Consider the following 25949-nt stretch of genomic DNA (forward strand, 5'->3'; position numbering starts at 1 on the left):
CCACCAGAGGTCGCATTCGATGTGATAGGCAATGCGAGGGCAGGTACTTCATGCCGTCGCTCCTCTGGTAAGCTAGTCGCGATTGACTATGTGGAAATCTTAAGAAAATCGAATCTGAATTCCTACCGCATGAAATGCGGCATTTCATTCCATTGACACGGACCTGATGGAGAGAGCAGTGGCAGGACGACCGAAGAGACCGCCGATAGACAAGATGAAGACCCGGCTATGGCTGGCCGAACTGCTGCGGGTCACCGGCATGGAAAATCTGAACCAGTTGGGCGATCTGCTGGACGGCGTGGACATCAAGAAGATGCTGTACCGCTACGCGAATGGAGCCAACGTCGTCTCTGGAAAGATGCTGGCGGAAGTCGAGGCAAGGGTGAGGCAGAGCGGTTCTCGTCACACAGGAAGTGAGTCGTTTTTCTTGATCGGTCCGGGCAGTCCGACCGAAACGGTGGAATTTGCGCCGCTGTGGGATGCGCTGGATGGAACAATGGAAGATGTCTGGAACGTCATGCTGACCTACGACCCGGACTTGGCCGTGCAGAAGTTCCTTGGTGTGCCGTTCAACCTACGCTGTGCCTTTCTGGTCGTGCAGGTGTTTGGCACGACCGAGCCGCCGCAGTACTGGAAGGAAGAGGAGATCAGTAATCGCGTAGCGGAAGCGTATGCCAGGGGGGAACTGGCGGTGGATACCGATCTGGTCACATTTGCCATTGCGGCATGGCGCATGGCCCATTTCATCGGCCAGGACCAGCCCATGCTGGATTACATCCTGATCGGACTACTGGACAAGGCCATTCCTGAGCTGCTGGACAGGCGCTTCACCATCGAGGTGGATAAAGGCGAACATCGGCATGGCATTACTGCCGATGTTCTGGACCACCTTGAAGCGCTGGCGGGGCAACATCTGAAAGAGGCTGGCATCGCTGTCAAGGACATGGACTACGCGGCCAATATGTATCCTGCAGTAGAAAGCCATCCCGTCCGGGGTGTCCAGGTAAAGTTCGAACAACCTTTCGATCACAACTTTCAGTTTGAGCGTTTGAAGCGCCACAGTGTGGCAGAGTTTTTTGCACGGAAGCGAATGACGCAAGATCCTATTGTGACGGAGGGGGCCGCCCAAGCGGTAGCCTGAGTAACTTAAGACCGCAATTCGACCAAGGTGGGGCCAGGAGTGGACATTCGTTCGGCTGCTCCCATATCCGGCAATGTTGATCGTCTGCCACGGGACGCGCTCTGCAATCACCGCCGAATAGCTAAGGTCTAGAAGGTGGTCTATAACCGCCGGCTACATCATTCTGGGCAAGCGCAGCCTACGGCCACAACCAGACTGTCACCTAGTCTACAATGCCGCCATTGGAAAGGCCGCCCCCCTCTGAAACCTGCCGGGTAACCTACGGGAACGCATCGCTCAAAGTTGCCGTTAGCATCAGGTAAATCAGATGGCGGGTATTCGGCTTTTGCCAGACGAATGCCTTGTTTTCGTCCAAATCAAATAAAGAGATTTCGCGAATGTATAAGTGTGGTCCCGAACGGGTTTTTGCTGGACAATACATAGATTTCCTTGGAACAACAATAACGTAAGAGCGTAAGTTATCGCCATGTCGAATCCATTCTTCGATCACCCAATTCTGAACTCCCCGTATGCCCGCCCTTCGCGGCACTGGGAGTTGGACGAATCGGGACAACCGACGCAGCAAATTCTTGAAACGCGTAGGCGTGCCGAGTTCATTACTCCAATCCCGAAGCCGAAGAAGCAAAAGAAGACGCCCAAGCAGGAAGGCTTCGTCTTTGATGAGGGCGAGGGTCTATCCACAAAAGCGCAGCAGTACGACACGACCTCGATCATCAACGAGGTGCGGAGTCACGTTGACTCGTGGCGTGCGCTTCCGAATCCGAGCCAATGGCAGGTCACCCCCGAGACGGCACGGCTCTTGCAGCACTGGCGCCATCACGGGTTCAACGGCGTCCGGCCTTTCTTCTGTCAGGTCGAGGCTGTCGAAACGGCAATCTGGCTAACCGAGGTTGCGCCGAGCACCAAACACGGCAAGCGCATTCTCGATCACTTGGCGGCAGCCAACAAGGACGCCAACCCCCAGTTGATGCGGCTGGCGCTCAAGCTCGCCACTGGGGCGGGTAAAACGACCGTGATGGCAATGCTGATTGCCTGGCAGACGATCAATGCCGTTCGTCGTCCCGCCAGCAAGCAATTCACGCGCGGCTTCTTGATCTGCGCGCCGGGCCTTACCATCAAGGACCGCCTGCGCGTACTTCAACCCAACGACCCTGATAGCTACTACAGGGAACGGGAATTGGTGCCGAGCGACCTTCTGGACGATATGGGTCGTGCCAAGATCGTCATCACCAACTACCATGCCTTCAAACTGCGAGAGCGCATTGACATTTCCAAAGGCGGGCGGCAATTGCTCAAGGGTCGTACCGGCGAAGAAATCATCACCACCGAAACCGAAGGCCAGATGCTTCAGCGAGTCATGCCCGATCTGATGGGCATGAAAAACATCCTAGCCATCAATGACGAAGCCCACCACTGCTACCGCGAAAAGCCGTTGGAGATAGACGACGAGGAGCTGAAGGGCGACGAAAGGAAAGAGGCCGAAAAGAACAATGAAGCCGCCCGGTTGTGGATCTCAGGGCTTGAGGCGGTCAATCGAAAGCTCGGCGTGTCTCGTGTCATCGACCTCTCCGCCACACCGTTCTTCCTGCGTGGTTCGGGGTATGCAGAGGGCACTCTGTTTCCTTGGACGATGAGCGACTTCTCGCTAATGGACGCCATCGAGTGCGGCATCGTCAAGCTGCCGCGCGTTCCGGTGGCGGAAAACATTCCCGGCGACGAGCTGCCCGTTTTCCGCAACCTCTGGGAAAACATCCGCAAGGACATGCCCAAGAAAGGGCGCGGTTCAAATCAGGAACTTGACCCACTCAAGCTGCCGACCCGGTTACAAACCGCACTGCAAGCACTCTACGGCCACTACGAAAAAACTTTCAAACTCTGGCAGGAGGCCGGGATCAAGGTGCCGCCGTGCTTCATCGTAGTGTGCCAGAACACCGCGATCTCCAAGCTGGTCTATGACTTCATTTCCGGTTTCCACCGCAAGAACGATGGCGGCACCACCACCTTGGAAAACGGTCGCCTGCCATTGTTCCGCAACTTCGACGAAACCACCGGCAACCCCTTGCCACGTCCCAATACCCTGCTGATCGATAGTGAACAGCTCGAAGCCGGTGATGCGCTGGACGACAAGTTCCATGAAATGGCCGCCGATGAAATTGAGCGCTTCCGCCGCGAGATCGTCGAGCGCACCGGTGATGCCCGTGCGGGTGACAGCATCAGCGATCAGGAGTTGCTGCGGGAAGTCATGAACACTGTCGGGAAGGCAGGGCAACTCGGTGGCTCGATCCGTTGCGTGGTGTCGGTCTCAATGCTCACCGAAGGCTGGGACGCCAACACCGTTACCCACGTGCTCGGTATACGCGCCTTCGGTACTCAGCTCCTGTGTGAACAGGTAATCGGCCGCGCCCTGCGCCGCCAGTCCTATGAACTCAACGAGGAAGGACTGTTCAACGTAGAGTACGCTGACGTGTTCGGCATCCCCTTCGACTTCACTGCCAAGCCAGTTATTGGCCCCCCACAACCGCCACGCGAAACCGTACAGATCAAGGCGATTCGGCCTGAACGCGATGTGCTGGAAATAGTTTTTCCACGCGTCGACGGCTATCGCGTCGAATTACCGGAAGAACGCCTCGTGGCCAACTTCAACGAGGAATCGACGCTGACTTTGACTCCCGATCTCGTCGGGCCGTCTCAGACCCAGAACGCCGGAATCATCGGTCAGTCGGCCGACATGACTCTTCAACATTTGGGCGACGTTCGGTCGTCAACATTGTTATTTCACCTTACCCAGCGCCTGCTCTATACCAAGTGGCGCGATCCCGGCGAGGAACCCAAGCTACATCTGTTCGGCCAGCTCAAGCGCATCACCAAGGAATGGCTCGACAATCATCTCGAATGTAAGGGAGGCACTTATCCCGCGCTGCTGATGTACCAGGAGTTAGCAGACATGGCGTGCAACAGGATTACCGCTGCCATTACTCGACAGTTCCTAGGCAATCGACCGATCAAGGCATTGCTCGACCCCTACAATCCCAGCGGTTCGACGCGCCATGTACGGTTCAACACCTCCAAACCCAGCCGCTGGGAAACAAGTTCCAAGCATTGTCACGTCAACTGGGTGGTGCTCGACAGCGATTGGGAGGCGGAATTCTGCCGGGTGGCCGAGGCACATCCCAAGGTGCGAGCCTATGTCAAAAACCACGGTCTCGGTTTCGAGGTACCTTATCGCTACGGGTCAGAAACGCGCAAATATCTGCCCGACTTCATCGTACTGATCGATGATGGCAAGGGGGCAGACAACTTGCTTCGACTGGTCGTCGAAATCAAGGGTTATCGACGCGAGGACGCCAAGGAAAAGAAATCGACGATGGACACCTACTGGGTGCCAGGTGTGAATCACCTTGGCACCTACGGGCGTTGGGCGTTTGCCGAGTTCACCGATGTGTTCCAGATGCAAGACGATTTTGCCAAGAAGGTCGAAAGCGAATTCAACAAGATGATCGAGGCTGCGGCAGGCAAGACCGCCGCCCAGGAAGCATAACTATGGCCAAGCAACCAACCACGAACAAGAATGTCAGCGCAATTAAGCACGACGCCAAGCGCAAGAACATCCCCACCGCCGAATACCAGTCGGTGCTTGACGAAGTGCAGAAGAACCCCAAACAGGTGCGCTACCCGCGCAACACTGACCTTGACCCGCAACTGGTCTGGCGCGGCAAGGACGAGCAGGACTGGAGCGATCTCGTCGTCCATGCTCCGCCGCTCTACATTCAGGAAAAGGTCCACCCCAAGGCGCTGATAGACGATTTGCTGCGCGAATCGAAGGAGCGCGAGCACGAGCAGGGGCAGATTACTGCAGATCTTTTCGCCGACTTCAACGGTATCCCCAAGGACGCCGACAAGACCGAGTTCTACCAGCACGACCAAAATTGGACCAATCGCATGATCCTCGGCGATAGCCTTCAGGTCATGGCCAGCCTTGCCGAACGCGAGGGGCTACGCGGGAAAGTGCAGTGCATCTACTTCGATCCGCCCTATGGGATCAAATTCAACAGCAACTTCCAATGGTCAACCACCAGCCGCGATGTGAAGGACGGCAAAGCCGACCACATCACACGCGAGCCGGAGCAGGTCAAGGCGTTTCGCGATACCTGGCGAGACGGAATTCACTCCTACCTCACTTACCTGCGTGATCGGTTGATAGTGGCGCGCGATCTGCTGACCGTGTCCGGTTCGATCTTCGTTCAGATTGGCGACGAGAACGTACACCGAGTAAGGGTGTTGTTGGATGAGGTATTTGGGGAAACTAACTTTGTTAGTCAGATTGCATTTCAGACAACAACGGGCCGTGCAAATGCTGCTCTCGCGGCGGCTTCGAATTACCTGCTTTGGTTTGCCAAAGACTCCCGTGCGCTGAAGTTTCGCGCGCCGCTGTTGCCGAAGTCCAGCGGCGCATCTACTGAGCAGGTATACCGGATGGTCCGTAAGCCTGATGGTGATTCTCGGCGCTTAAATGCAGACGGCGTGGTGAAGGAAGGTGAGCGCATCTTCCGCGCCGACAACATCACTAGTTCCCGTCCAGCCGGAGATGGCGATGTGCGGTTTTTTGAGTACCAAGGGCAAGCGTATCCCTCCGGGAAAGGCACATTCAAGAGCGACGAACCTGGCCTGAAACGACTCGCTAAAGCTGATCGCATATGGAAGGCGAAAAACAGTATTCAATACGTTCGCTATCTTGACGACTTCGACGCTATACCGATCTCGAACGTTTGGACCGACACCCAGACGGGTAACTTCACCGAAGACAAAGTGTATGTTGTCCAAACCGCGCAAAAGGTTGTCCAACGTTGCTTGCTTATGACTACTGACCCTGGTGATCTTGTGCTTGACCCTACCTGCGGCTCAGGCACCTCTGCCTATGTCGCCGAGCAATGGGGGCGCCGCTGGATCACCATGGACACTTCTCGCGTCGCACTGGCGCTAGCTCGCGCCCGCATCATGGGAGCGCGCTACCCGTTCTACCTGCTGGCTGATTCGTACGAAGGGCAACTCAAGGAAGCCGAAGTCACTCGTAGCGCACCCAGCACGCAGCCCGTGCACGGCAACATCCGCCACGGCTTTGTCTATGAGCGCGTGCCGCACGTCATGCTGAGTTCCATCGCCAACAACGCCGAGATCGACGTGATCTGGGAAAAGTGGCAGGAAAAACTGGAGCCGTTGCGCGAGCAACTGAACGCAATGCTGAAGAAGACCAGGCAGGAATGGGAGATTCCCCGTGAAGCCGATGCGAAATGGCCGGACAAGGCGAAGCAGCTCCATGCCGATTGGTGGCGAGCGCGTATCGCGCGGCAAAAGGAGATCGATGCCTCCATCGCCGCTAAGGCGGAATTCGAGTACCTCTATGACAAGCCTTACGAGAACAAAAAAGCAGTCCGTGTGGCTGGTCCCTTCACCGTTGAGAGCCTGAGCCCACACCGCGTTCTAGGTGTTGATGAGGACGACGAGTTGATCGATACCCTCCGCGAGCCGGAAGCGCAATACGCAGCCAAGCAATCCTTCCCGCAGATGATTCTTGAGAACCTGAAGACGGCGGGCGTACAACAGGCGCACAAGGAGGACCGAATTATGTTCACATCGCTGGTCGCGTGGCCGGGGGAACTGGTTTGCGCCGAGGGCCGCTATATCGAGGAAGGAAAAGTTGGTGCTGACGAGGCGGCGACTGCTGGAGTAGAAAAGCGCGCTGCCATTTTCATTGGCCCCGAATTTGGCACTGTGCAGCGCGCCGATCTGGTCGAAGCTGCGCGGGAGGCAGCTGATGCCGGTTTCGACGTGCTGATAGCCTGTGCCTTCAACTTCGAGGCGCACACCACGGAGTTTTCCAAGCTCGGCAAGCTGCCAGTGCTCAAAGCGCGCATGAATGCCGACCTGCACATGGCCGAAGACCTCAAGAACACCGGCAAGGGCAACCTGTTCGTAATCTTCGGCGAGCCGGATATTACGCTCCTGCATGAAGGTGACATGCTGCGCGTGACGGTGAATGGCGTCGATGTGTTCAAGCCACAGACTGGCGAAGTCGTCAGCGACGGTGCGGACGGTATTGCCTGTTGGTTCATCGACACCGACTACAACGAGGAGAGTTTTTTCGTCCGCCACGCTTATTTCCTTGGAGCGAACGATCCTTACAATGCCCTCAAGACCTCCTTGAAGGCCGAGATCGACGCAGAGGCATGGGCAAGCCTGAACAGTGATACCTCGCGTCCGTTCAAGAAACCAAAATCCGGCCGGATTGCGGTAAAGGTGATCAATCACTTGGGGGATGAAGTGATGAAAGTGTTCAAGGTTTAGGTCAGGAAATTGACAGATGATAATTACGCCAACTTCGCTGACCATCAATCAGCTTTTCGGCTCGAACAACGAGCAGTACGTCATCCCTACCTATCAGCGTCGGTACTCGTGGCATGACCGCCAGATTTGGGAGCTAATAGACGACATCGGATTGATCGAAGGTAGTGATACCCATCTTCTGGGTAGCATCGTATGCCTTGCCGGTCACCATACCGCCGGATTGAACAAGCTCGAACTGGTGGATGGTCAGCAGCGCCTGACGACTATCACGATCCTCCTTGAGTGCATTCGTCAACATCTCGACTCAATTGGAGAGAAGGATGAGGCGGCGGAGGTGGCACGCTTGCTTCAAGCAAAGCCTCTAGGTGGACAGCCGGTACGCAAGGTAGCGCTCGACTCCATCGACGCGGCGGAATTCGATCGTCTAGTTGCTGCTGACAGTCAGCAGGAATTTCAAAACGAAAGATTGGAGTGGGCTTTTGCTATTGTTCGTGCGTGGGTAGCAGAGCAATCTCTCGAATACTTGGGATCCTTTCTGTATCGGCTAAAGAACCAGGCGATCGTGATCCGTCTCGACGTCAGCGAAGCAAAGGATGCCTTCAAGCTCTTTGAAACGATTAACAACCGCGGTTTGAAGCTGAGTCCGACCGATATCATCAAAAACTTCCTGTTGGGTAATGCCGCTCGATTCGGTGACGCTGCCTTACAGGCGGCGCGAGCCAGTTGGACGCATTTGATTCAGCATCTCGACGGTACTAACTCGGATGCGTTTTTCCGCTATTACCTGATGAGCTTGTGGAAGGTGCGCTTAACGGCAGCTGATGTGGTACCTAGCTTCAAGAAGGTGTTTATGGAGCAGGTCCTAGAGGCCAAGGAATTACCGGAGCGGCATCTTTATGCTGACTCAGAAGAGACAACCGAGGATGAGTCCGAGAACGGAGACGAAAGTATCGTTGGCGAAGTAGATGCAACCAATATCGGGCAAGTCAATTTCACGGACTTTCTGGAAAGACTGGTGTCGAGCGCCAAGATTTACGGTGAACTGGTGCTTGTAAAGACCACTGACGCCGAAACAAACAGGTATCTGCGCAACTTGAAGATGATCAAGGCCGTCCAAACGTATGGTTTCTTGATGCATCTTCAGGTAGGCCGCTGCACCAAGAAACATTTTAGGGAGGTGCTGAAACTCACCGAAAGTTTCGTGTTGCGGCGGCATGTTTGCCGCGAACGATCAAACGAAACCGAGGCACTTTTTGCCAGATTGTGCTCGGTTAGTCCGTCAGACCCCGTTCAGAAGACGAGAGAGGCTTATCGAGAGCTGTGTCCTGCCGACGAGAAGTTCCGTGAGGAATTCGCGACGACAAGCTTCACTTCCAACGTGATTGACCGTGCGCGCTACTGCTTAGAACAGATTGAATTGTCGAAGCATGGTGACTATGAAGAGTTGCAGGTCCTTGGTGCCGAAGACGTGCATGTGGAACACATTATTCCGCAGAAGATCAAGACCAAGAGGGTGAGGGAGGACCTTGGAGATTGGGTGGAATATCTTGGCGACAAGGCCGAGTCACGCCATCTTAAGTATGTATCTCGAATCGGCAATCTGACCCTGTTTGCGGGTGCGCTGAATATCGGCGCGTCAAACAACCCGTTCCACAAGAAGCGGCAGGCCTACAAGGAATCAGGTATCAAGCTGACACAGGACTTGGTGAAGAAATCGCAGTTCAAATTCAAGGACGTCGATCAACGCTCAAGGGATCTTGCCGAGATTGCCCTCGGAATCTGGCCGATGCCCTGATTGGGAGAGTCTTATGGAATTCCGCATTGCTGATACTTTCACCGATAGTCTTGCTCGGCTGACTGGCGACGAACAGAAGCTTGTTAAAACGACAGTGTTCGACTTGCAGTTGAATCCTGCTAGCCGCGGCATGAGTTTCCACAAGCTGGACCGCGCCAAAGACAAGAATTTCTGGTCGGTTCGCGTTGGAAGTGATATTCGCCTGATTGTTCATCGCAGCGAATCGAGCCTGCTGCTTTGTTACGTTGACCATCACGACAAGGCCTACCAATGGGCCGAGCGTCGTAAGCTTGAGACTCATCCAAAGACCGGCGCGGCGCAACTGATCGAAATCCGCGAAACGGTTCAGGAAGTGGTCGTACCAGTCTATGTCCAGAGCGAGTCTACGCTGTCGACAAGCATCCCGAAACCAGCATCTGTGGCAAAGCAGTTATTTCAAGGCATGGCTGATGACGACCTGCTGAGCTATGGTGTTCCACCAGAGTGGCTGCCCGATGTGAAACAAGCCACCGAGGCTACCTTGCTCGTTCTTGCGGATCATTTGCCTGCTGAGGCTGCAGAAGCACTTCTTGAACTGGCAACAGGCGGCAAGCCTCGTGTTGCGACGCCATCGACCGCAAATCCATTCGACCACCCCGACGCGCAACGCCGGTTCCGGGTGATGAGCAACGTCGAGGAATTGCAGCGTGCGCTTGATTATCCGTGGGAGAAATGGACGGTTTTTCTTCACCCCGAGCAGCGCCAGTGGGTGGAGCGAGATTACAGCGGTCCGGCGCGCGTGTCTGGTTCGGCTGGCACAGGTAAGACCATTGTTGCCTTGCACCGCGCTGCCCACTTGGCGCGCCAGTATCCCGATGCGCGCGTATTGCTCACCACCTTTTCCGACACGTTAGCCAATGCTTTGCAATCGAAGCTGAATCGGCTGCTGACCCACGAGCCACGCCTTGCCGAGCGTGTCGACGTGTATTCCCTCGAAGCCATCGGGCTGCGATTGCACAAGACTCAGGCCGGTCCAGCGAAGCTGGCGTCCCGTAAGGACATTCGGCAGTTGGTGGGTAACGCTGCTACAGCGGTACCGGGACATAAATTTGGACACCACTTTTTGCTGGCTGAATGGGAACAAGTAGTCGACGCGTGGCAACTTGATCATTGGGAGGCCTATCGCGACGTTGTACGCCTCGGCCGTAAGACCCGATTGCCAGAAGCGCAGCGGGCAGTATTGTGGGACATCTTTGAGCGTGTTCGATCGAGCTTGCGTGAAAAAGGTTTGGTCACGACCTCCGGATTATTCACGGCCTTGGCGAGTGCCCTGAGGACAAGGAGCAATCCTATCTTCGATTTCGTTGTCGTCGATGAAGCGCAGGACATCGGAATCGCACATTTGCGATTCCTGGTCACGCTGGGCGGCGGTGAGGGCGCAATTCGTCCGAACGCGCTGTTTTTTGCCGGCGACCTTGGGCAGCGCATCTTCCAGCAGCCGTTTTCATGGAAGTCACTGGGCGTCGACGTGCGCGGACGGTCCCGTACGTTGCGTGTCAATTATCGAACATCACACCAAATTCGCAGCCAGGCAGACCGGCTGCTTGGCCCGGCAGTGACCGACGTAGATGGCAATGCCGAAGATCGTAGCGATACCGTATCGGTCTTCAACGGCCCGCCGCCACGAATTCAAATTCTTGACGATGCAGGAGAAGAAAGCGCCGTCGTCGGGCGGTGGCTCGCCGAATGTGGAAACGTCGGCATCTTGCCGCATGAGATTGGCATATTTGTTCGGTCTGAAGCGCAAATCGGCCGGGCCGAGGAAGCTGTTCGTCTCGCCGACTTGCCCTACCAAATTCTGGATAACGACGTGGCCACAGAGCTTGACCATGTTTCGGTCAGTACAATGCATCTGGCGAAGGGGCTGGAGTTCCGCGCAGTGGCTGTAATGGCCTGCGACGACGAGATTATTCCCTTGCAAGAGCGGATTGAAACAGTCGGCGATGATGGTGATTTGCAGGAGGTTTATGACACCGAGCGGCAATTGCTCTATGTAGCGTGTACGCGCGCCCGGGACCACCTACTGGTTACCGGCACAATTCCATCATCCGAGTTTTTGGAAGATCTGGTAGGCAAGTAGGGGAGGGACGAATTTAGAGTTTCGACACAACCAATGGCGGAATCTGCCCCATTGTTCACCTTACACATTGCCTGCGCCAACGTCTGGAATGTCCGACGGGCTGCCTATGAGCGGTCGTATCGTGCGATCGTTCAACGCGCTTACCTGCCGCTGGAGGTAAATTTCGCATAAAGCTAGGCAATTTGCTTCACGGAACCCGGCCAAGAACCTTTTTAAAGCCTCCCGCTCAAGCGGTATCCAGACAGTAAAAATCCTTTTAACATTTTCGGATGGACGACCCGGACGCTAGTCCACCGTGTGAATGACTGTCAAGGTTGCCGCATTCCCCCGTGCCAAGCTGATTTATTTTCCGAGTGTTCAATTTTCGACTTGCTATTCGTTTTTGGTTTGGTAAAACAATCCTAAGACGAAAGACAAGCAAGGTTAACCCATTGCCCGTATGAATCCTCGGCGCAATGGTTAATCTGGGGCGTCGCCCCAGTCCCCTGTTGTACAGACGTCTCCCATAACAATAAAAACATGGAGATGCATATGGAATCACGTATCAAATTCAAACCTGGCCAGGCCGGTGCAGATGGCAACCACCATCTGCGCAACAAGCGCATAGAGATTCGCGTCAGCACGCAGGAATACAGCAAGCTGGAGCAACGGGCACAGGACTTGGGCTACCACAATCTGGCTCAGTATCTGAGGGAGGCGGGCTTGACCCGTGAGCAACTCGTCTCGCCAACTACCCGTCAGAAAGAAAAATCAGAATGGTTGTATGCGATCAATCGCATCGGCAACAACATCAACCAGATCGCTCGTCATTTAAACATGGGGCAAGATCCTGATGACGACATGCTGCTCATGCTGGCGCAGATTCAGGACATGGCCAACAGTGCGTTCAAGAAAGCATTGAAAGGAAACGATGACTGGGAGGGAGTATGATCGTGCGCATCTTCCGCTCTGGTATCTCCAGTGGTGAATCACCCGTCAATTACCTATTGGGCGATGTCGACCCTGCTGGCCAGTCACGTTCCGTTGCACCTGAAGTGCTGGCAGGCGATCCGCAGACCACCATTGATGTGATCAACAGCATCCAGCGCAAACACAAATACATCTCAGGTTGCCTGAGCTTCCGAGACTCGGAAAAGCCGAGCCGAGAGAAACTGCTGGAAGTCATCGATGATTTCAAGGCGACTTTTTGTCCAGGTTTGACATCGAATCATTTCAACAGTCTGTTTGTTCTGCACCAGGATAAGGGCAATACCGAAGTCCATTTCGTCATTCCCACGCAGGAGCTGACCTCTGGCAGAAGGATGAATATTCATCCGCCCGGCAAAGCCAATCTGGAATTCTTCGAAGCCTATACACGTGTGACGAATCACCGGATGGGATATGCGCAAATCGTCCCGAATCCACTCAAGATGGCCTTCTCGGATTTTGAACGAAAGACTCCGTTGGGCAGAAGGGAACAATCGGATAAACGCTGGGTGCACAGGAATCTGGTCAAAGCCGTTGTCGAAGGAACGATCCAGAACCGTGACGATTTGTGTCGCTATCTGGATGAAGAGTTCGGCATCACTGTCACTCGACAGGGCGACGATTATCTTTCCGTGAAATTTCCGGGGGGCCAGAAAGCCAAGCGATTGCGTGGCCCTCTCTACAGCAGCGATGCCGATTACCAATCCCTGCTGGAACAATCAGAGATAGCCAAGCAGCCGAAGTATCTGACTAAGAAAGAATTCGAATCCGAGAAAACTTGTCTGAGTCAATTTATTCAAGAACGCAGGCAATTCAACGAGCAGACCTATCTGGCTGCCAGAAAAATCCGTCGACTGGTCAGATCACACGCCTCATTGAAACCCGTAAACCCTGCGGCCAATACAACAATAACTACAAGGAGCCCAGCCATGAAAAACACCATCCATCTTCCCGTCATCAAAAGCATGATTTTGAGGGCGCTGGCGATCGCTAGAGAAGAAGTCCATGTGCCATTTCAACCAGTCCGTATCGTCCAGCCGAAAACCCGCAAAGCGACGATGCACAACATCAATGCGCTACGAGAAAAGGCCTTCGGCCAAACCTCACCCGAAATTCAGACAGGCTTGGCGGATTTGATGATGGCCATTGCAGAAGTGGAAGTCAGCTTGGGCGAAACCATAAGCAAATTAAGCGATGCCGAAACACCAGAGAAGGCGGAAAAACTGAGACAGCGAATCATCCATCTACAACTGGAGCTGGACAAACTGAACGCCCAAAAAGTGATGTTACCTGTGCAGGGTCTGAACGACGAGTTGAACCAAATTTGGCGCAAAAAGAGTGGCTAAATAGAGCTGAGTCGACTTACTTGGCAATGATTTCCTGGGGTAAGTGGAGATGTGACATTCTCCGAGCAACTCAGCACAACGATGGCTCCGGGCGGAGGTTATTGGGGAACATACAAGCGCCATTCTTTCACGTATTTCGGATTTTCTATTTGATGTGATAAATAAAAATCAAACTCCATTGGGATAGTTTTGAGTCGTTCTATGTCTTTGCTCGGATATCCAGCCACTTCTAAATAGTATCCAACAGATTGATGGTATGGATAAAGATAACCCAGCTTACTTAGCGTAGCTGAGAGATGTTGAATATCTACTTTCCCTTTCGCTTTTTGAAAGGCTGTTTGAACAGTTGTTACACCACCGGCATAAATTGGACGAACAACTGCATCGATCAACGTGCGTTCAATATTGGTAACTCGAACAAGTGAAGCTTCATCTCCATACAGCGCACGCATTTCTATTACGCCGAGTTGGCGGGTATGTTTTCCATTTAAGAGATGAATTCGCATACCGTCTTTTTCCACAATGTTGGTGGATTCTCTTACTTTCCGCTTAAAAGCAGCATCAATTCTTCCTTGCTCTAAACCTATACCTGGGGGCTGAGGTTTTTGTTCGTGATTGAAGTAGATATCTTCATGTTTTTGGTCAGTTAGTTGATGTAGTTCTAGCGCCGTCAGATGAGTAAAGTAGGACTGCGTTTTTAGACTCATCAGAATTTCGAGTAGCGGTAAATTGCCCCAGACATATCGGGTTTCATTTCTGTAAGGAAATGGGAACTCATGCAACTTGAGGTCTCCTTGTTCCATTAAAAACTCGATGAATTGCTTTGTGTTTGTATTTTTCGCAAGTTGCCAAGAGCTTCTATTTATCGAGAGGATTTCCGCAAGGTCTGTGGGTCTGAAGAGCTTTGTTGTATTTTTGTTAAAAAAATCCAGTAAGGCGGGTTTGGCGCTTTGAATTCGACTGATAGCCATATATGAACGTCAGGCACGGAGGGGAATGTGAAGTATATATACTTCACATTCCCCTCCGCTATCAAGTGCCACTTAGCTAACTGACGAAGTATATATACTTCGTCAGTTAGCTGTAGAGTACCTATCGATGAAGTATATATACTTCATCGATAGGTACTGACTTGATGAATATGTAGACCGGCAAAAGTATTGGCAAAAGCATCGGCAAAAAATCTGCGAATTTTTTTGTGGTAGTGGCTATATGTGTATAAGAATCAGTGGGTTATAATTTTTATCCATCGGAAAAAAGATCGGCAAAATGTACGACTCCCCGCACCAATTTACCCCTCTGCTGCCTCAAACGAGTCTGGATGCTCTTCAGGAGAAGGCCAGCAAGGTGGTGCAAGCATCCATTGGATTGGCCTCTACGGGGCATGCCTCAGCTCGTCGGGTGGTAAGAGAACTTGTGCGATCAATCAACTCTTATTACAGCAATCGTATCGAAGGGCAAGGCACTCATCCCGCGAACATTGAAAGGGCGTTGAACCAAGACTTTTCCGAAAAGCCCGATGTGGCTCAACTTCAACGTATCGCATTAGCTCATATAGATGCTGAAAGGGAGTTGGAGCAAGCCGTAGAGGCTGGGCGCTCGGCCATTTTTTCGGATTTCCTCTTGGATGCTCACAAAGCTCTTTACTCCCGCTTATCCGAAGCAGACCGAACTACTAAAGATGGGCATATTGTTGAGCCGGGTCAACTCAGAACGCAGCTCGTTGAGGTTGGTCGACATATCCCGCCAACCCCGGAGTCGGTTCCCCGATTTTTAGCAATGATGGATGAGGTTTATGGTAGAGAAAAAGGATGGGAAAGGCTTCTAATCGCAATCGCTTGTCTGCACCATCGGGCTGCATGGGTGCATCCTTTTTTTGACGGAAATGGTCGCTCTACCAGGCTTCAAAGCCATTGTGCTTTGTGGCCGCTTTCTGGTGGGCTGTGGTCAACCAGCAGAGGATTAGCGCGAGCTCAGCAAGACTACTATGCAAAGCTGATCAACGCCGACGCCCCGCGCCGAGGTGATCTTGATGGTAGGGGGAATTTAACGGCCGCAGGCCTAGCTGAGTGGGTAGACTTCTTCTTGGGTATATGTGAAGACCAAGTTGCGTTCATGGGGCGGATGTTAGACCTTGACGGTATGAAGCGGCGAATTGAAGCGCTAGTGCTGTTTAGAGGAGTGGCTGATAAAGATATACGGCCTGAGGCCATTCTTCCTCTTTACCATCTATTCGCTGCCGGGCCACTCACTCGTGGAGAATTCATACAACTAACTGGCTTGGGAGAGCGAACGGGAAGATCGTTATTATCCAAGTTACTAGCGGTAAAGCTCATTACCAGTGATAGTCCTCGCGGGCCAGTAACGTTTGGGCTTCCCCTGGATTCGTTACATTTTTTATTGCCCGAGCTTTATCCTGAAGCAAACACTAGAAATGAGCATCACTAAGGCATACGGAATTCGCTTTCTGACATCGGGAGCTTCCAGCGGGGGCTGCGTCTTCCTGTAGTCAGATACATAGGATTCGCCTTGGGGGCGTAGCAGCAGGGAGCGGCATCTTTCCAACCGCGTGAGGTTCGAAGAAGATAAGACGGTAACTTTAGTTTCTTACTTTGGCATAGGTTTTCCAGCCAAGCGGTAACGTTCCTCTCTTGCTTGCTTTGCGGCGATCCGCTGCGGACTGGCGACTTTCTTTTTCGCGGTTTCAAATGGGTTTTCAAAAAATTGCCCTGTTTGATATTTAAGGTGTCCGAAAAGAACTCCCTCAAAACGCAGCCCCTTGATGAATTCGAATTTATTCAACATGCGATGGGTAGAGGAATAGACAAGTGAATTGATGCCATGGTGAGCATGTCCAGTTAACTCTGAACGTGCTTCCTCGCCAAGCAATGCAATCTGCTTTAGGTTGTCATTGAAGGTGTGGCGGAAGGAATGGAATACCTTCTCTTTCTCAGTGATTCCAATGCTCGTCAGATACTCCGCGAAGTTCCTGCCCGGTAGCCTCCCGTAGCTGTTTTCCACATACGAGAGATGTGGGAATAGCCGATCTTTCCCTGTCTTTTTGACGTCTTCAACAAAATCCAAGAATCCGAGTTCCAGTAGCTGCGGATGCACCGGCACCAGCCGCTTAGAGGTGGCATTCTTAAGTCGTTTATCGGGGCGATTCTTGTTGATGTCAAATGCCCAGATGCCGTTCACCTCGATAATGTCGGTCAGGTAAAGCTGTGCAATCTCGTTGAGCCGCATTCCCGTGAATAGTCCGATCAGTGGGAACCAGAATTCGTGTGAGTTCTTCCTGGTGCTGTAGTTTTCAGGGGCAAAAATCTTCCGCAAGTCTTCGTTAGAAAAAGGAAGTCGAGCACCTTCCGTATCGGCGTCTCGTTCTGCCTTGGTCTGGATCTTCTGGCCTTCAAAATAATTCTTGCCGTGAACGTAGCCTTTGCCGATGGCCCATTTGAAGAAGGTGCCGAGGATGCCGATATGCTTATCCACAGTGCGAGGTGACATACTCAGATCGGCAGGGATGAGCGGGGCGTCAGGATTTTGTCGGCGTTTGTGATTTTCGGCTTCCTCCATCTCCTTGCGGATCTGGATGATCTCGTCGATAGACTTTCCCCGATAGGCCTTCACTTTATTTCGGTTGGGCGGAAGCTGTTGGACGATATCCACAAAGTGGTTGGCATCGTCCTGCGAGAAGTGAGTAATCGGCTTGTCGCCAATCACGTCAATTAAGAGGTTATAGGCGGAAGTGAAGTCGTCCAGGCTGTGGCCGCTGATTCCGGCCTTATCCCGGTGCCGCAGATAGATAGGGAAGATCTGCGAGAGCAGATTCTTGTCGGCACTTGCCGTGGGCTGTGGCGGCGTGGCTGGAGGCTGTGGAGAGGATTGTGCTGCTTCAGCCTCGGCTTCCGCACGGTATTGCTCCCGCAAGGTGGCCAGGACCTTGTTAAACGCCTCCACATCAAGCGGATTGTTGCTATCCACGTTGATGCCTTTGAGTTTGGCGCCCCCGATTTCCAGACTTTCGATTTCGAATGAGCGAATGTTGTCGAAATCAATGCTTGGCAGCTTTCCCATATCTTCTTTGAGTGTCTTGAGTTTTTGAAGGACATTAGCAGACATGGTGGCGGCCAGCAATAAAGCCTCCCTGCGGTCGTGAGTGCGCAGAGACCTGCGAATCTCAGACCTGCCGAGAAGTTGACGCCAATGCTTGGGGATTGTGAAACGAAAGTAGTATCCGCTAGGGCGAAGTACCACATAAGGTGGGATACGCAAGGGCCATTCCTTTTGAGTGAAATGGACCAGCGTTTGGACCAGGCTGCGAGTTTGCTAAGACTTAAAACTTATTTAAATCAACAACTTGCGAGAATGGTCGGGGTGAGAGGATTCGAACCTCCGGCCTCTACGTCCCGAACGTAGCGCTCTACCAGGCTAAGCTACACCCCGTCGAGTGAGATCTAAGTCAGTGATTTCGATCTACTGCGAAAGCCGATAATTCTAACAGGGATTTTTTGAATTGGCTATCGGGAAGTGAAATAATTGCATCCGCAGCGCGCCGGGCGGCGATTTCCGCCTGTTCGCGCGTATAGGCCAGGGCGCCGGAGTGAGTGATGGCCGACAGCACTTCGTCGAAATGCTGTTCGTCGCCGTTCTCGATGCAGGTGCGCACCAGTTCGCGCTGTTGCGGCGTGCCGTGCTGCATCAGCCAGATCAGCGGCAGCGTGGGCTTGCCTTCGCGCAGGTCGTCGCCGACGTTCTTGCCGATCTCGGCACTGTTGCCGGAATAATCCAGTACGTCGTCGATCAGCTGGAAGGCGGTGCCGATGGAGCGGCCATATTCACCGGCAGCTTCGATGCCGGCTTCATCGGCACCGGCAATCAGGGCGCCGATCTGGCTGGCGGCCTCGAACAGCTTGGCGGTCTTGGAACGGATCACCTGCAGGTAGCCGGCTTCGTCCACATCCGGATTGTGCATGTTGAGCAGCTGCAGCACCTCGCCCTCGGCGATGACGTTGGTGGCGTCCGCCACGATTTCCATCACGCGCGGATTGCCCACCGCCACCATCATCTGGAAGGCGCGCGAATACAGGAAGTCGCCCACCAGCACCGAGGCCGCATTGCCGAACATGGCATTGGCAGTCTGCTTGCCACGGCGCAACGAGGATTCGTCGACCACGTCGTCATGCAGCAGGGTGGCGGTATGAATGAATTCGATCACGGCCGCCAGCGAGTGGTGATGCTCGCCCTTGTAGCCGAAGGCATTGGCGATGAGCACGACCAGCACCGGGCGCAGGCGCTTGCCGCCCGCACTGATGATGTATTCGGCGACCTGGTTGACCAGCGGCACCTCCGAGTACAGCTGCCGGCGGATGACTGCGTTGACCGCCTCCATGTCGGCGACGATCGGATGCATGATGGTTTGTTGCGAAGCGTTTTGTACGGCGGCAGACAAGGCGGAACCTGTGGAAAATGGTTATTCCCCGGATTATACGATGACAAGGCAGGGGCACGCCAAAGAGCCTGAGACCGGAAAGTAAAGGTTTTTCATTGATGGAATGAAAACATGGGTGGGGATGCGGGTTGCCTGGCAGGCAAGTCCTGTTCCATTGTCCTGCCGGAAACTGTGTTGTACAGAGGTCGGGCAAAGTGTCAAGCCTTTTGACCGAGCGGCTAAGTGCCTGTATAATTTGCGGTTTTCCTGTTTCGCCATGGGTTTTTGACGGGCGCGGCAAGGGAAAAATCGTTCTTATTCATTCATTCGTGAGGTTTCACATGTACGCGGTCATAAAAACCGGCGGCAAACAATACAAAGTTGCTGCTGGCGAAAAACTCAAAGTAGAACAGATACCGGCTGACATTGGCTCCGAAATCACTTTGGATCAAGTGCTCGCAGTGGGCGCAGGCGAAACCGTGAAGTTCGGTGCGCCGCTGGTCGCAGGTGCTACGGTGCTGGCTACTGTGGTAGCGCAAGGTCGCCATGACAAGGTCCGCATCTTCAAGATGCGTCGTCGCAAGCACTACCAAAAGCGTCAAGGCCATCGTCAGAACTACACCGAACTGCAAATCGTCTCCATCAACGCTTGAGCGTTGACCCGAACGAACTGCTCATCCAAAGTCATCAAGGAGTTTTAAATGGCACACAAAAAAGGCGGCGGCACTACGCGCAACGGCCGTGACTCAGAATCGAAACGCCTGGGCGTCAAGGTTTATGGCGGCCAAGTGATCAACGCTGGCGGCATCATCATCCGTCAACGCGGCACCCGCGTCCACGCTGGCGAAAACGTCGGCGTCGGCAAGGACCACACCCTGTTCGCCCTGAAGGACGGCAAGGTCAAGTTCGTTGTCAAGGGCCTGCAACAGCGTCAATACGCTACCGTCGTTACGGCGTAAGCGTTCCTGTCATCCGGGTTCGCCCGGAAACCAGGCTTAAAAAGGCTCTGCCGATGGTGGAGCCTTTTTGATTTTTGAAGAGCCGTCAACAAAGCGCCGAGCCCAGGCTTCCGTCGGAAGCTCCGGGGTGGGTCCTGACCAGGACCGAGGTGCATCGACGTTTTGTTAGCGGCTCCCATGTCCCATGAGGCGTCCAAATCATGAAATTCATCGACGAAGCACGTATTGAAGTCGTGGCGGGGGATGGCGGCAACGGTGTCGCCAGCTTCTGCCGCGAGAAATTCCGCCCCTTCGGCGGTCCCGATGGCGGCGACGGCGGCAAGGGCGGCACCATCTGGGCCGTGGCCGACCGTAACGTCAACACCCTGATCGACTATCGCTACGCCAAGCTGCACCGCGCCGGTCGCGGCGAAAACGGCCGTGGCTCGGACTGCTACGGCAAGGGTGCCGATGACGTCTACCTGCGCATGCCGGTGGGCACGCTCATCGTCGACATCAACACCGGCGAACACATCGCCGACCTGACCTTCCACGGCCAGACCGTGATGCTGGCCAAGGGCGGCGAAGGCGGCTGGGGCAACATCCACTTCAAGACCTCCACCAACCGCGCCCCGCGTCAGAAGACCGAAGGCAAGGAAGGCGAACGCCGCGAGCTGCGCCTGGAACTGAAGGTGCTGGCCGACGTGGGCCTGCTGGGCATGCCCAATGCGGGCAAGTCGACCTTCATCACGGCCGTCTCCAACGCCCGTCCGAAGATCGCCGACTATCCCTTCACCACCCTGCACCCCAACCTGGGTGTGGTGCGCGTGAGCCATGAAAAGAGCTTCGTGATCGCCGACATTCCCGGCCTCATCGAAGGTGCGGCCGATGGTGCCGGTCTGGGTGTGCAGTTCCTGCGCCACCTGCAGCGCACCGGACTGCTGCTGCACATCGTCGACCTGGCCCCCTTCAATGAGGAAGTCGATCCGGTCAAGGAAGCCAAGGCCATCGTGCAGGAACTGAAGAAGTACGACCAGTCCCTGTTCGACAAGCCGCGCTGGCTGGTCCTGAACAAGCTGGACGTGGTGCCCGAGGCCGAGCGCGCCAAGCGCGTGAAGGATTTTGTCAAGCGCTTCGGCTGGAAGGGCCCGGTCTTCGAGATCTCTGCGCTGAACCGTGATGGCTGCGAAGAGCTCATCAACGACATCTACAAGTATCTGGAAACCAAGCGCGCCGAAGAGCACCGCGCGGAAGAAACCCAGATGACCGAGGAAGCCCGCGCCATCTCCAGCATCGATCCGGACGATCCGCGCTTCAAGGTCCTGGACTGATTCGTGCCGGTGCAGCCCTGAAGCTTCTTGGGGCTGCGCGCGGGGGCTGTTCGGGCTATCATCTCTGCCTGTCGGATTTTCCGACCGCTCCCAGAAGAATCAGAACCCGGAACACTATGCAATCGGTCATTCAACGCGCCAAGCGACTCATCATCAAGGTTGGCTCTTCCCTGGTCACCAATGATGGCAAGGGCCTGGACGCCAACGCCATCGCCCGCTGGGCGGAACAGATCGCGCAATTGCGTGCGCTCGGCAAGGAAGTGGTGCTGGTCAGCTCCGGCGCGGTGGCCGAGGGCATGCAGCGCTTGGGCTTCGACAAGCGCCCGACCGGCATCCATCACCTGCAGGCCTGCGCGGCCGTGGGCCAGATGGGCCTGGCACAGATCTACGAAACCAGTTTCCGCAAGCACGACCTGCACACCGCCCAGGTGCTGCTGACCCACGCCGACCTGGCCGACCGTGAACGCTACCTCAATGCCCGCTCCACCCTGTTCGCTCTGCTGCAACTGGGCGTGGTGCCGGTCATCAACGAGAACGACACGGTGGTCACTGATGAAATCAAGTTCGGCGACAACGACACCCTCGGCGCCCTGGTGGCCAATCTGATCGAAGCCGAAGCGCTCATCATCCTCACCGACCAGCCGGGCCTGTTCACCGCCGATCCGCGCAAGGATCCGGCGGCCACCCTCATTTCCGAAGCGCGTGCCGGCGACCCGTCGCTGGAGCTCATCGCAGGCGGCACCGGCTCCGGCATCGGCCGTGGCGGCATGCTGACCAAGATCCTCGCCGCCAAGCGCGCGGCCACCTCCGGCGCACATACCGTGATCGCCTGGGGACGAGAGGAGCAGGTCCTCACGCGCCTGGCTGCAGGTGAAGCCATCGGTACCCAGCTCAACGCCGAGACCGCGCAACTGACCGCGCGCAAGCAATGGATGGCCGATCACCTCAAGACCGCCGGCCGTGTGGTGCTCGATGCCGGCGCAGTGCAGAAGCTGAGCCTGGAAGGCAAGTCACTGCTGCCTATCGGCGTGGTGGAAGTCTCGGGCGAGTTCGGCCGGGGCGACGTGATTACCTGCGTGGACGAGAGCGGCCGCGCCATCGCGCGCGGCATGAGCAACTACAACAGCTCGGATGCGCGGCGCATCATCCGCCATCCATCCTCCGAGATCCAGGCCATCCTCGGTTTCGTCGAGGAGCCGGAACTGGTGCATCGGGATAATTTGGTGCTGCTGTGAAGGTGATGCATTGCAGTAAAGAAATAATTCATACGATTTATACGATATAAATTATTTCATGCGGACAATAAAAAACGCGGCCAAGGCCGCGTTTTTTATTGTGTGCTTCGAGCCAGCCGCCGGGATCAGCGACGCACAGGATCAATACGCGTCTGCGTCTTGAGGCGATTGACGATGCTCTTGACGTTCTCATTGTCGGCAATGATCTTGCCTTCGCAGAAATAATCCTTGAACAGCGCGCCATCGATGCGATTGACGCCGATATCGCGGATCGGCTGCCACTTGTCGCGGCGCGAGCGCGACCATTTGCCATCGGGATGGCCGAAGGCGTAGGTCTTCTTTTCCCAGGTCTCGCAGCGCATGCCTTCGTACATCACGTTGACCGCACCGCCTTCGGTCTTGGTGACCACGGTGTAGCGCACCACCTTGTCAGTGCCGATCGAAACGGAATTGGTATCGATGTAGGCCTTCATGGTGGCATTCGGGCTGAGATAGAACTCGGCCAGGTTCTGCTCTTGCGGCGTCGGCGGCAACTGCACGGCGATTTCCTGCCAGGGCTTTTCCTCGTCGTCGAATTCTTCATCGAAGCTCTGCGCCAGTGCGCCGGCGCAGGCCGCCAGCAGCGAGCAGGCCAGCACCGCGCGGCGCAGGCCGCGCACGGTGAACAGGGGATGTGGGGGTTCAGGTTGCTGGAAAGAGGGCATGGAACTCACTTGGTTTCCGGCGTGCTCGCGCCGTTGCAGGGCTGGGCTTGTGCGGCCTGGCCCGGATTCTTGTGGGGATGCGCAATGCGCCCGGCTTGCTCGGCCCGGCGCGGGCCGTGGCCCGGACGACTCAGGAAGCGCGACAATTCCTGCAGCGCCTGCTGATAGACCTCGCGTTTGAACTCGATGACCACATCCAGCGGCACCCAGTAGTCATGCCAGCGCCAGGCATCGAATTCCGGATGCGAGGTGCCACGCAGATTGACGTCGCAATCGCGCCCGACCATGCGCAGCAGGAACCAGATCTGCTTCTGGCCGCGGTAATGGCCGCGCACTTCGCGCTTGATGAAATGATCGGGGACTTCGTAGCGCAGCCAGTCACGGGTGCGGCCGATGATCTTGACGTGCTCGGCACGCAGGCCGATCTCTTCTTCCAGTTCCCGGAACATCGCCTGTTCGGGGGTCTCGCCGTGCTTGATGCCGCCTTGCGGGAATTGCCAGGAGTGCTCGCGTACGCGCTTGCCCCACCACACCTCGTTATTGGCGTTGAGCAGGATGATGCCGACGTTCGGGCGGAAGCCTTCTCGATCCAGCATGGTGATCCTCAAACTTTCTGCGGCTGGAAGTCCCTTTCAGGCAGGCTCATGCGACTGCGGGCGCACGCGGCAAAGCCGGTACGCCAGGCGGTCAGGAGCAATCACATCGATGCACGGATGTCATTGAAACTAGGAGCAAATCTGCAAAGAAAGGGCGCATCAGCCAGCTAATCCTTTAAAATTGGAACGATTATAACCCTCCTCTTTTTAAAAAGAACCGACCGTCATGCGCGCCTCACGTTTTTTTATTTCCACCCTGAAAGAAGCCCCGTCCGACGCTGAAATCGTGAGCCACAAGCTGATGATGCGTGCCGGCATGATCAAGCGTCTGGGGGCCGGCATCTACACCTACATGCCCATGGGTCTGCGCGTGATTCGCAAGGTCGAAGCCATCGTGCGCGAGGAAATGAATCGCGCCGGTGCCGTCGAGCTGTTGATGCCGGTGGTGCAGCCGGCCGAGCTGTGGCAGGAAACCGGCCGCTGGAACAAGATGGGGGCCGAGCTCATGCGCGTGAAGGATCGCCATGGCCGCGACTTCGCCATCCAGCCGACCTCCGAAGAAGTGGTCACCGATGTGGCCCGTACTGAACTGCGCAGCTACAAGCAATTGCCGGTCAACTTCTATCACATCCAGACCAAGTTCCGCGACGAGCGCCGTCCGCGTTTCGGCCTCATGCGCGGCCGTGAATTCACGATGAAGGATGCCTACTCCTTCGACCGCGATGTCGATGGCCTGAAGAAGTCCTACCAAGCCATGTATGACGCCTACGTGCGCATCTTCACCCGCTTCGGCCTGGAGTTCCGTGCCGTGGCCGCCGACAATGGTGCCATCGGCGGTTCCGGCTCGCACGAGTTCCACGTCATCGCCGCCACCGGTGAGGACGCGCTGGTCTATTGCCCCACCTCCGATTACGCCGCCAACATGGAAGCCGCCGAAGCGCTGCCCGTGGACAGCAGCCGTGGTGCCGCCACCCAGGCGCTGGAAAAGACCGCCACGCCCGGCAAGTCCAAGTGCGAAGCCGTGGCTGAATTGCTGGGCCTGCCGCTGGCACGCACCGTCAAATCCATTGTGCTGGCAGTGGACAACGAAGATCCGGCCAAGAAGGAAATCTGGCTGCTGCTGCTGCGCGGCGACCATGAACTCAACGAAGTGAAGGCCAGCAAGATTCCGGGCCTGTCCACCTACCGCTTCGCCAACGAAGCCGAGATCGTTGAATGGTTCGGCACGCCCCCGGGCTACCTGGGCCCGATCGGCACCAAGAAGCCGGTCAAGGTGGTCGCCGACCGCACGGTGGCCAACATGGCCGATTTCGTCTGCGGCGCCAACGAAGCCGATTTCCACTACACCGGTGCCAACTGGGGCCGTGACCTGCCCGAGCCGCTGGTGGCCGATATCCGCAATGTCGTTGAAGGCGACGCCTCGCCGGACGGCAAGGGCGTGCTGGCGATTCAGCGCGGCATTGAAGTGGGCCATGTGTTCCAGCTGGGCACCACCTATTCCGAAGCGATGAAGGCGACTTATCTGGATGAGTCCGGCAAGCCGCAACCGCTGGTGATGGGCTGCTACGGCATCGGCGTGACCCGTATCCTGGGCGCGGCCATCGAACAGAATTTCGACGACCGCGGCATCATCTGGCCGACCTCGATTGCGCCCTTCGAAGTGGTGCTCTGCCCCATGGGCTATGACCGCAGCGAAGCCGTCAAGACCGAAATCGACAAGCTGTACGCGCAACTGACCGAGGCGGGTGTGGATGTGGTGCTGGATGATCGTGGCGAGCGTCCGGGCGCGATGTTCGCCGACTGGGAACTGATCGGCGTGCCGCATCGCATCGTGGTCGGTGACCGTGGCCTCAAGGATGGCAACATCGAATACCAGGGTCGCCGCGATGCAGAAGCCACCCAAGTACCGCTGGCCGAGGCGCTGGCCTTCATCCAGGGCAAGCTGGCCGCCTGATCTTTCCACAGGCTGCAATGACAAAGGCGGACGCCATGGCGTCCGCCTTCG

18 protein-coding genes and 1 tRNA gene are annotated in these 25949 nt (G+C 55.5%); 13 read left to right on the forward strand and 6 right to left on the reverse strand.

Annotation, left to right across the window (positions count from 1 at the left end; genetic code table 11):
- Positions 1–214 precede the first annotated feature (214 nt).
- The 7 genes from E2K99_RS02030 (at position 215) to E2K99_RS02060 (ending at position 13709) form a co-directional block, all read left to right on the forward strand.
- Complete coding sequence (locus E2K99_RS02030; protein ID WP_134221175.1) at positions 215–1141, forward strand: hypothetical protein; 927 nt, start codon at positions 215–217, stop codon at positions 1139–1141.
- A 466-nt stretch (positions 1142–1607) separates the two neighbouring features.
- Positions 1608–4679: a BPTD_3080 family restriction endonuclease gene (locus E2K99_RS02035; protein WP_134221176.1), complete on the forward strand. Its 3072-nt coding sequence runs from the start codon at positions 1608–1610 to the stop codon at positions 4677–4679.
- A gap of 2 nt (positions 4680–4681) precedes the next feature.
- A complete protein-coding gene (locus tag E2K99_RS02040; RefSeq protein WP_134221177.1) occupies positions 4682–7483 on the forward strand; it encodes a site-specific DNA-methyltransferase in 2802 nt (933 codons plus the stop codon).
- 16 nt (positions 7484–7499) lie between these two features.
- A complete protein-coding gene (locus E2K99_RS02045) occupies positions 7500–9278 on the forward strand; it encodes a DUF262 domain-containing protein (RefSeq protein WP_134221178.1) in 1779 nt (592 codons plus the stop codon).
- Between the two features lie 13 nt (positions 9279–9291).
- Positions 9292–11397 (forward strand): 3'-5' exonuclease, encoded by a 2106-nt coding sequence (locus E2K99_RS02050; RefSeq protein WP_134221179.1) that lies wholly within the window; start codon positions 9292–9294, stop codon positions 11395–11397.
- A 531-nt stretch (positions 11398–11928) separates the two neighbouring features.
- A complete protein-coding gene (locus E2K99_RS02055; protein WP_134221180.1) occupies positions 11929–12327 on the forward strand; it encodes a plasmid mobilization protein in 399 nt (132 codons plus the stop codon).
- Complete coding sequence (locus E2K99_RS02060) at positions 12324–13709, forward strand: relaxase/mobilization nuclease domain-containing protein (RefSeq protein WP_134221181.1); 1386 nt, start codon at positions 12324–12326, stop codon at positions 13707–13709. Before E2K99_RS02055 ends, E2K99_RS02060 begins: the two co-directional genes overlap by 4 nt.
- Before the next feature lie 98 nt (positions 13710–13807).
- On the opposite strand, the gene E2K99_RS02065 is transcribed toward E2K99_RS02060, so the two are convergent.
- A complete protein-coding gene (locus E2K99_RS02065) occupies positions 13808–14680 on the reverse strand; it encodes a type IV toxin-antitoxin system AbiEi family antitoxin domain-containing protein (protein ID WP_134221182.1) in 873 nt (290 codons plus the stop codon).
- A gap of 298 nt (positions 14681–14978) precedes the next feature.
- Between E2K99_RS02065 and E2K99_RS02070 the strand changes: the two genes are divergently transcribed.
- On the forward strand, positions 14979–16157 hold the full coding sequence (locus E2K99_RS02070; protein ID WP_134221183.1) for a Fic family protein: 1179 nt from the start codon (positions 14979–14981) through the stop codon (positions 16155–16157).
- Positions 16158–16316: 159 nt separating this feature from the next.
- Here E2K99_RS02070 and E2K99_RS02075 read toward each other — a convergent pair whose 3' ends face one another.
- The 3 genes from E2K99_RS02075 to ispB all read right to left on the reverse strand — a co-directional run bounded on the left by E2K99_RS02075 (position 16317) and on the right by ispB (position 19122).
- Positions 16317–17966, reverse strand: a complete 1650-nt coding sequence (locus E2K99_RS02075; protein ID WP_338033894.1) for a DUF6538 domain-containing protein — start codon at positions 17964–17966, stop codon at positions 16317–16319.
- 112 nt (positions 17967–18078) lie between these two features.
- Positions 18079–18155: transfer RNA gene (locus tag E2K99_RS02080), tRNA-Pro, on the reverse strand.
- A 16-nt stretch (positions 18156–18171) separates the two neighbouring features.
- Positions 18172–19122, reverse strand: a complete 951-nt coding sequence (gene ispB, locus E2K99_RS02085; RefSeq protein ID WP_186450175.1) for an octaprenyl diphosphate synthase — start codon at positions 19120–19122, stop codon at positions 18172–18174.
- A gap of 359 nt (positions 19123–19481) precedes the next feature.
- Between ispB and rplU the strand changes: the two genes are divergently transcribed.
- The 4 genes from rplU to proB all read left to right on the forward strand — a co-directional run bounded on the left by rplU (position 19482) and on the right by proB (position 22644).
- Positions 19482–19793, forward strand: a complete 312-nt coding sequence (gene rplU / locus E2K99_RS02090; RefSeq protein WP_006713215.1) for a 50S ribosomal protein L21 — start codon at positions 19482–19484, stop codon at positions 19791–19793.
- 48 nt (positions 19794–19841) lie between these two features.
- Entirely contained in the window at positions 19842–20099 is a 258-nt protein-coding gene (gene rpmA / locus E2K99_RS02095) for a 50S ribosomal protein L27 (RefSeq protein ID WP_039790468.1), read from the forward strand.
- A gap of 200 nt (positions 20100–20299) precedes the next feature.
- Positions 20300–21409, forward strand: a complete 1110-nt coding sequence (cgtA, locus tag E2K99_RS02100; protein ID WP_121042573.1) for an Obg family GTPase CgtA — start codon at positions 20300–20302, stop codon at positions 21407–21409.
- A gap of 116 nt (positions 21410–21525) precedes the next feature.
- Positions 21526–22644, forward strand: coding sequence for a glutamate 5-kinase (proB, locus tag E2K99_RS02105; protein ID WP_134221185.1), 1119 nt, complete (start codon positions 21526–21528; stop codon positions 22642–22644).
- A 125-nt stretch (positions 22645–22769) separates the two neighbouring features.
- On the opposite strand, the gene E2K99_RS02110 is transcribed toward proB, so the two are convergent.
- Positions 22770–23348, reverse strand: a complete 579-nt coding sequence (locus E2K99_RS02110) for a CNP1-like family protein (protein ID WP_134224007.1) — start codon at positions 23346–23348, stop codon at positions 22770–22772.
- Between the two features lie 5 nt (positions 23349–23353).
- The gene (locus E2K99_RS02115; protein WP_134221186.1) at positions 23354–23944 is read right to left on the reverse strand and encodes an RNA pyrophosphohydrolase; all 591 of its coding nucleotides are present in this window, start codon (positions 23942–23944) and stop codon (positions 23354–23356) included.
- Between the two features lie 226 nt (positions 23945–24170).
- On the opposite strand from E2K99_RS02115, the gene E2K99_RS02120 reads away from it, so the two are divergent.
- Positions 24171–25898, forward strand: a complete 1728-nt coding sequence (locus E2K99_RS02120) for a proline--tRNA ligase (protein ID WP_134221187.1) — start codon at positions 24171–24173, stop codon at positions 25896–25898.
- Positions 25899–25949: the final 51 nt, after the last annotated feature.

The sequence above is a fragment of the Herbaspirillum huttiense genome (assembly GCF_004367745.1).
Taxonomy (GTDB): domain Bacteria; phylum Pseudomonadota; class Gammaproteobacteria; order Burkholderiales; family Burkholderiaceae_D; genus Herbaspirillum; species Herbaspirillum huttiense.

Excerpts from the sequence above, each read along its gene's own strand:
- E2K99_RS02030 (WP_134221175.1), top strand. The coding sequence starts at position 215 with ATGAAGACCCGGCTATGGCTGGCCGAACTGCTGCGGGTCACCGGCATG.
- E2K99_RS02045 (WP_134221178.1), top strand. The coding sequence starts at position 7,500 with ATGATAATTACGCCAACTTCGCTGACCATCAATCAGCTTTTCGGCTCG.
- E2K99_RS02055 (WP_134221180.1), top strand. The coding sequence starts at position 11,929 with ATGGAATCACGTATCAAATTCAAACCTGGCCAGGCCGGTGCAGATGGC.
- cgtA (WP_121042573.1), top strand. The coding sequence starts at position 20,300 with ATGAAATTCATCGACGAAGCACGTATTGAAGTCGTGGCGGGGGATGGC.
- E2K99_RS02110 (WP_134224007.1), bottom strand. The coding sequence starts at position 23,348 with ATGCCCTCTTTCCAGCAACCTGAACCCCCACATCCCCTGTTCACCGTG.
- E2K99_RS02040 (WP_134221177.1), top strand. The coding sequence starts at position 4,682 with ATGGCCAAGCAACCAACCACGAACAAGAATGTCAGCGCAATTAAGCAC.
- E2K99_RS02065 (WP_134221182.1), bottom strand. The coding sequence starts at position 14,680 with ATGGCTATCAGTCGAATTCAAAGCGCCAAACCCGCCTTACTGGATTTT.
- rplU (WP_006713215.1), top strand. The coding sequence starts at position 19,482 with ATGTACGCGGTCATAAAAACCGGCGGCAAACAATACAAAGTTGCTGCT.
- proB (WP_134221185.1), top strand. The coding sequence starts at position 21,526 with ATGCAATCGGTCATTCAACGCGCCAAGCGACTCATCATCAAGGTTGGC.
- E2K99_RS02120 (WP_134221187.1), top strand. The coding sequence starts at position 24,171 with ATGCGCGCCTCACGTTTTTTTATTTCCACCCTGAAAGAAGCCCCGTCC.
- E2K99_RS02115 (WP_134221186.1), bottom strand. The coding sequence starts at position 23,944 with ATGCTGGATCGAGAAGGCTTCCGCCCGAACGTCGGCATCATCCTGCTC.
- E2K99_RS02035 (WP_134221176.1), top strand. The coding sequence starts at position 1,608 with ATGTCGAATCCATTCTTCGATCACCCAATTCTGAACTCCCCGTATGCC.
- E2K99_RS02050 (WP_134221179.1), top strand. The coding sequence starts at position 9,292 with ATGGAATTCCGCATTGCTGATACTTTCACCGATAGTCTTGCTCGGCTG.
- E2K99_RS02070 (WP_134221183.1), top strand. The coding sequence starts at position 14,979 with ATGTACGACTCCCCGCACCAATTTACCCCTCTGCTGCCTCAAACGAGT.
- ispB (WP_186450175.1), bottom strand. The coding sequence starts at position 19,122 with ATGCATCCGATCGTCGCCGACATGGAGGCGGTCAACGCAGTCATCCGC.
- E2K99_RS02060 (WP_134221181.1), top strand. The coding sequence starts at position 12,324 with ATGATCGTGCGCATCTTCCGCTCTGGTATCTCCAGTGGTGAATCACCC.
- rpmA (WP_039790468.1), top strand. The coding sequence starts at position 19,842 with ATGGCACACAAAAAAGGCGGCGGCACTACGCGCAACGGCCGTGACTCA.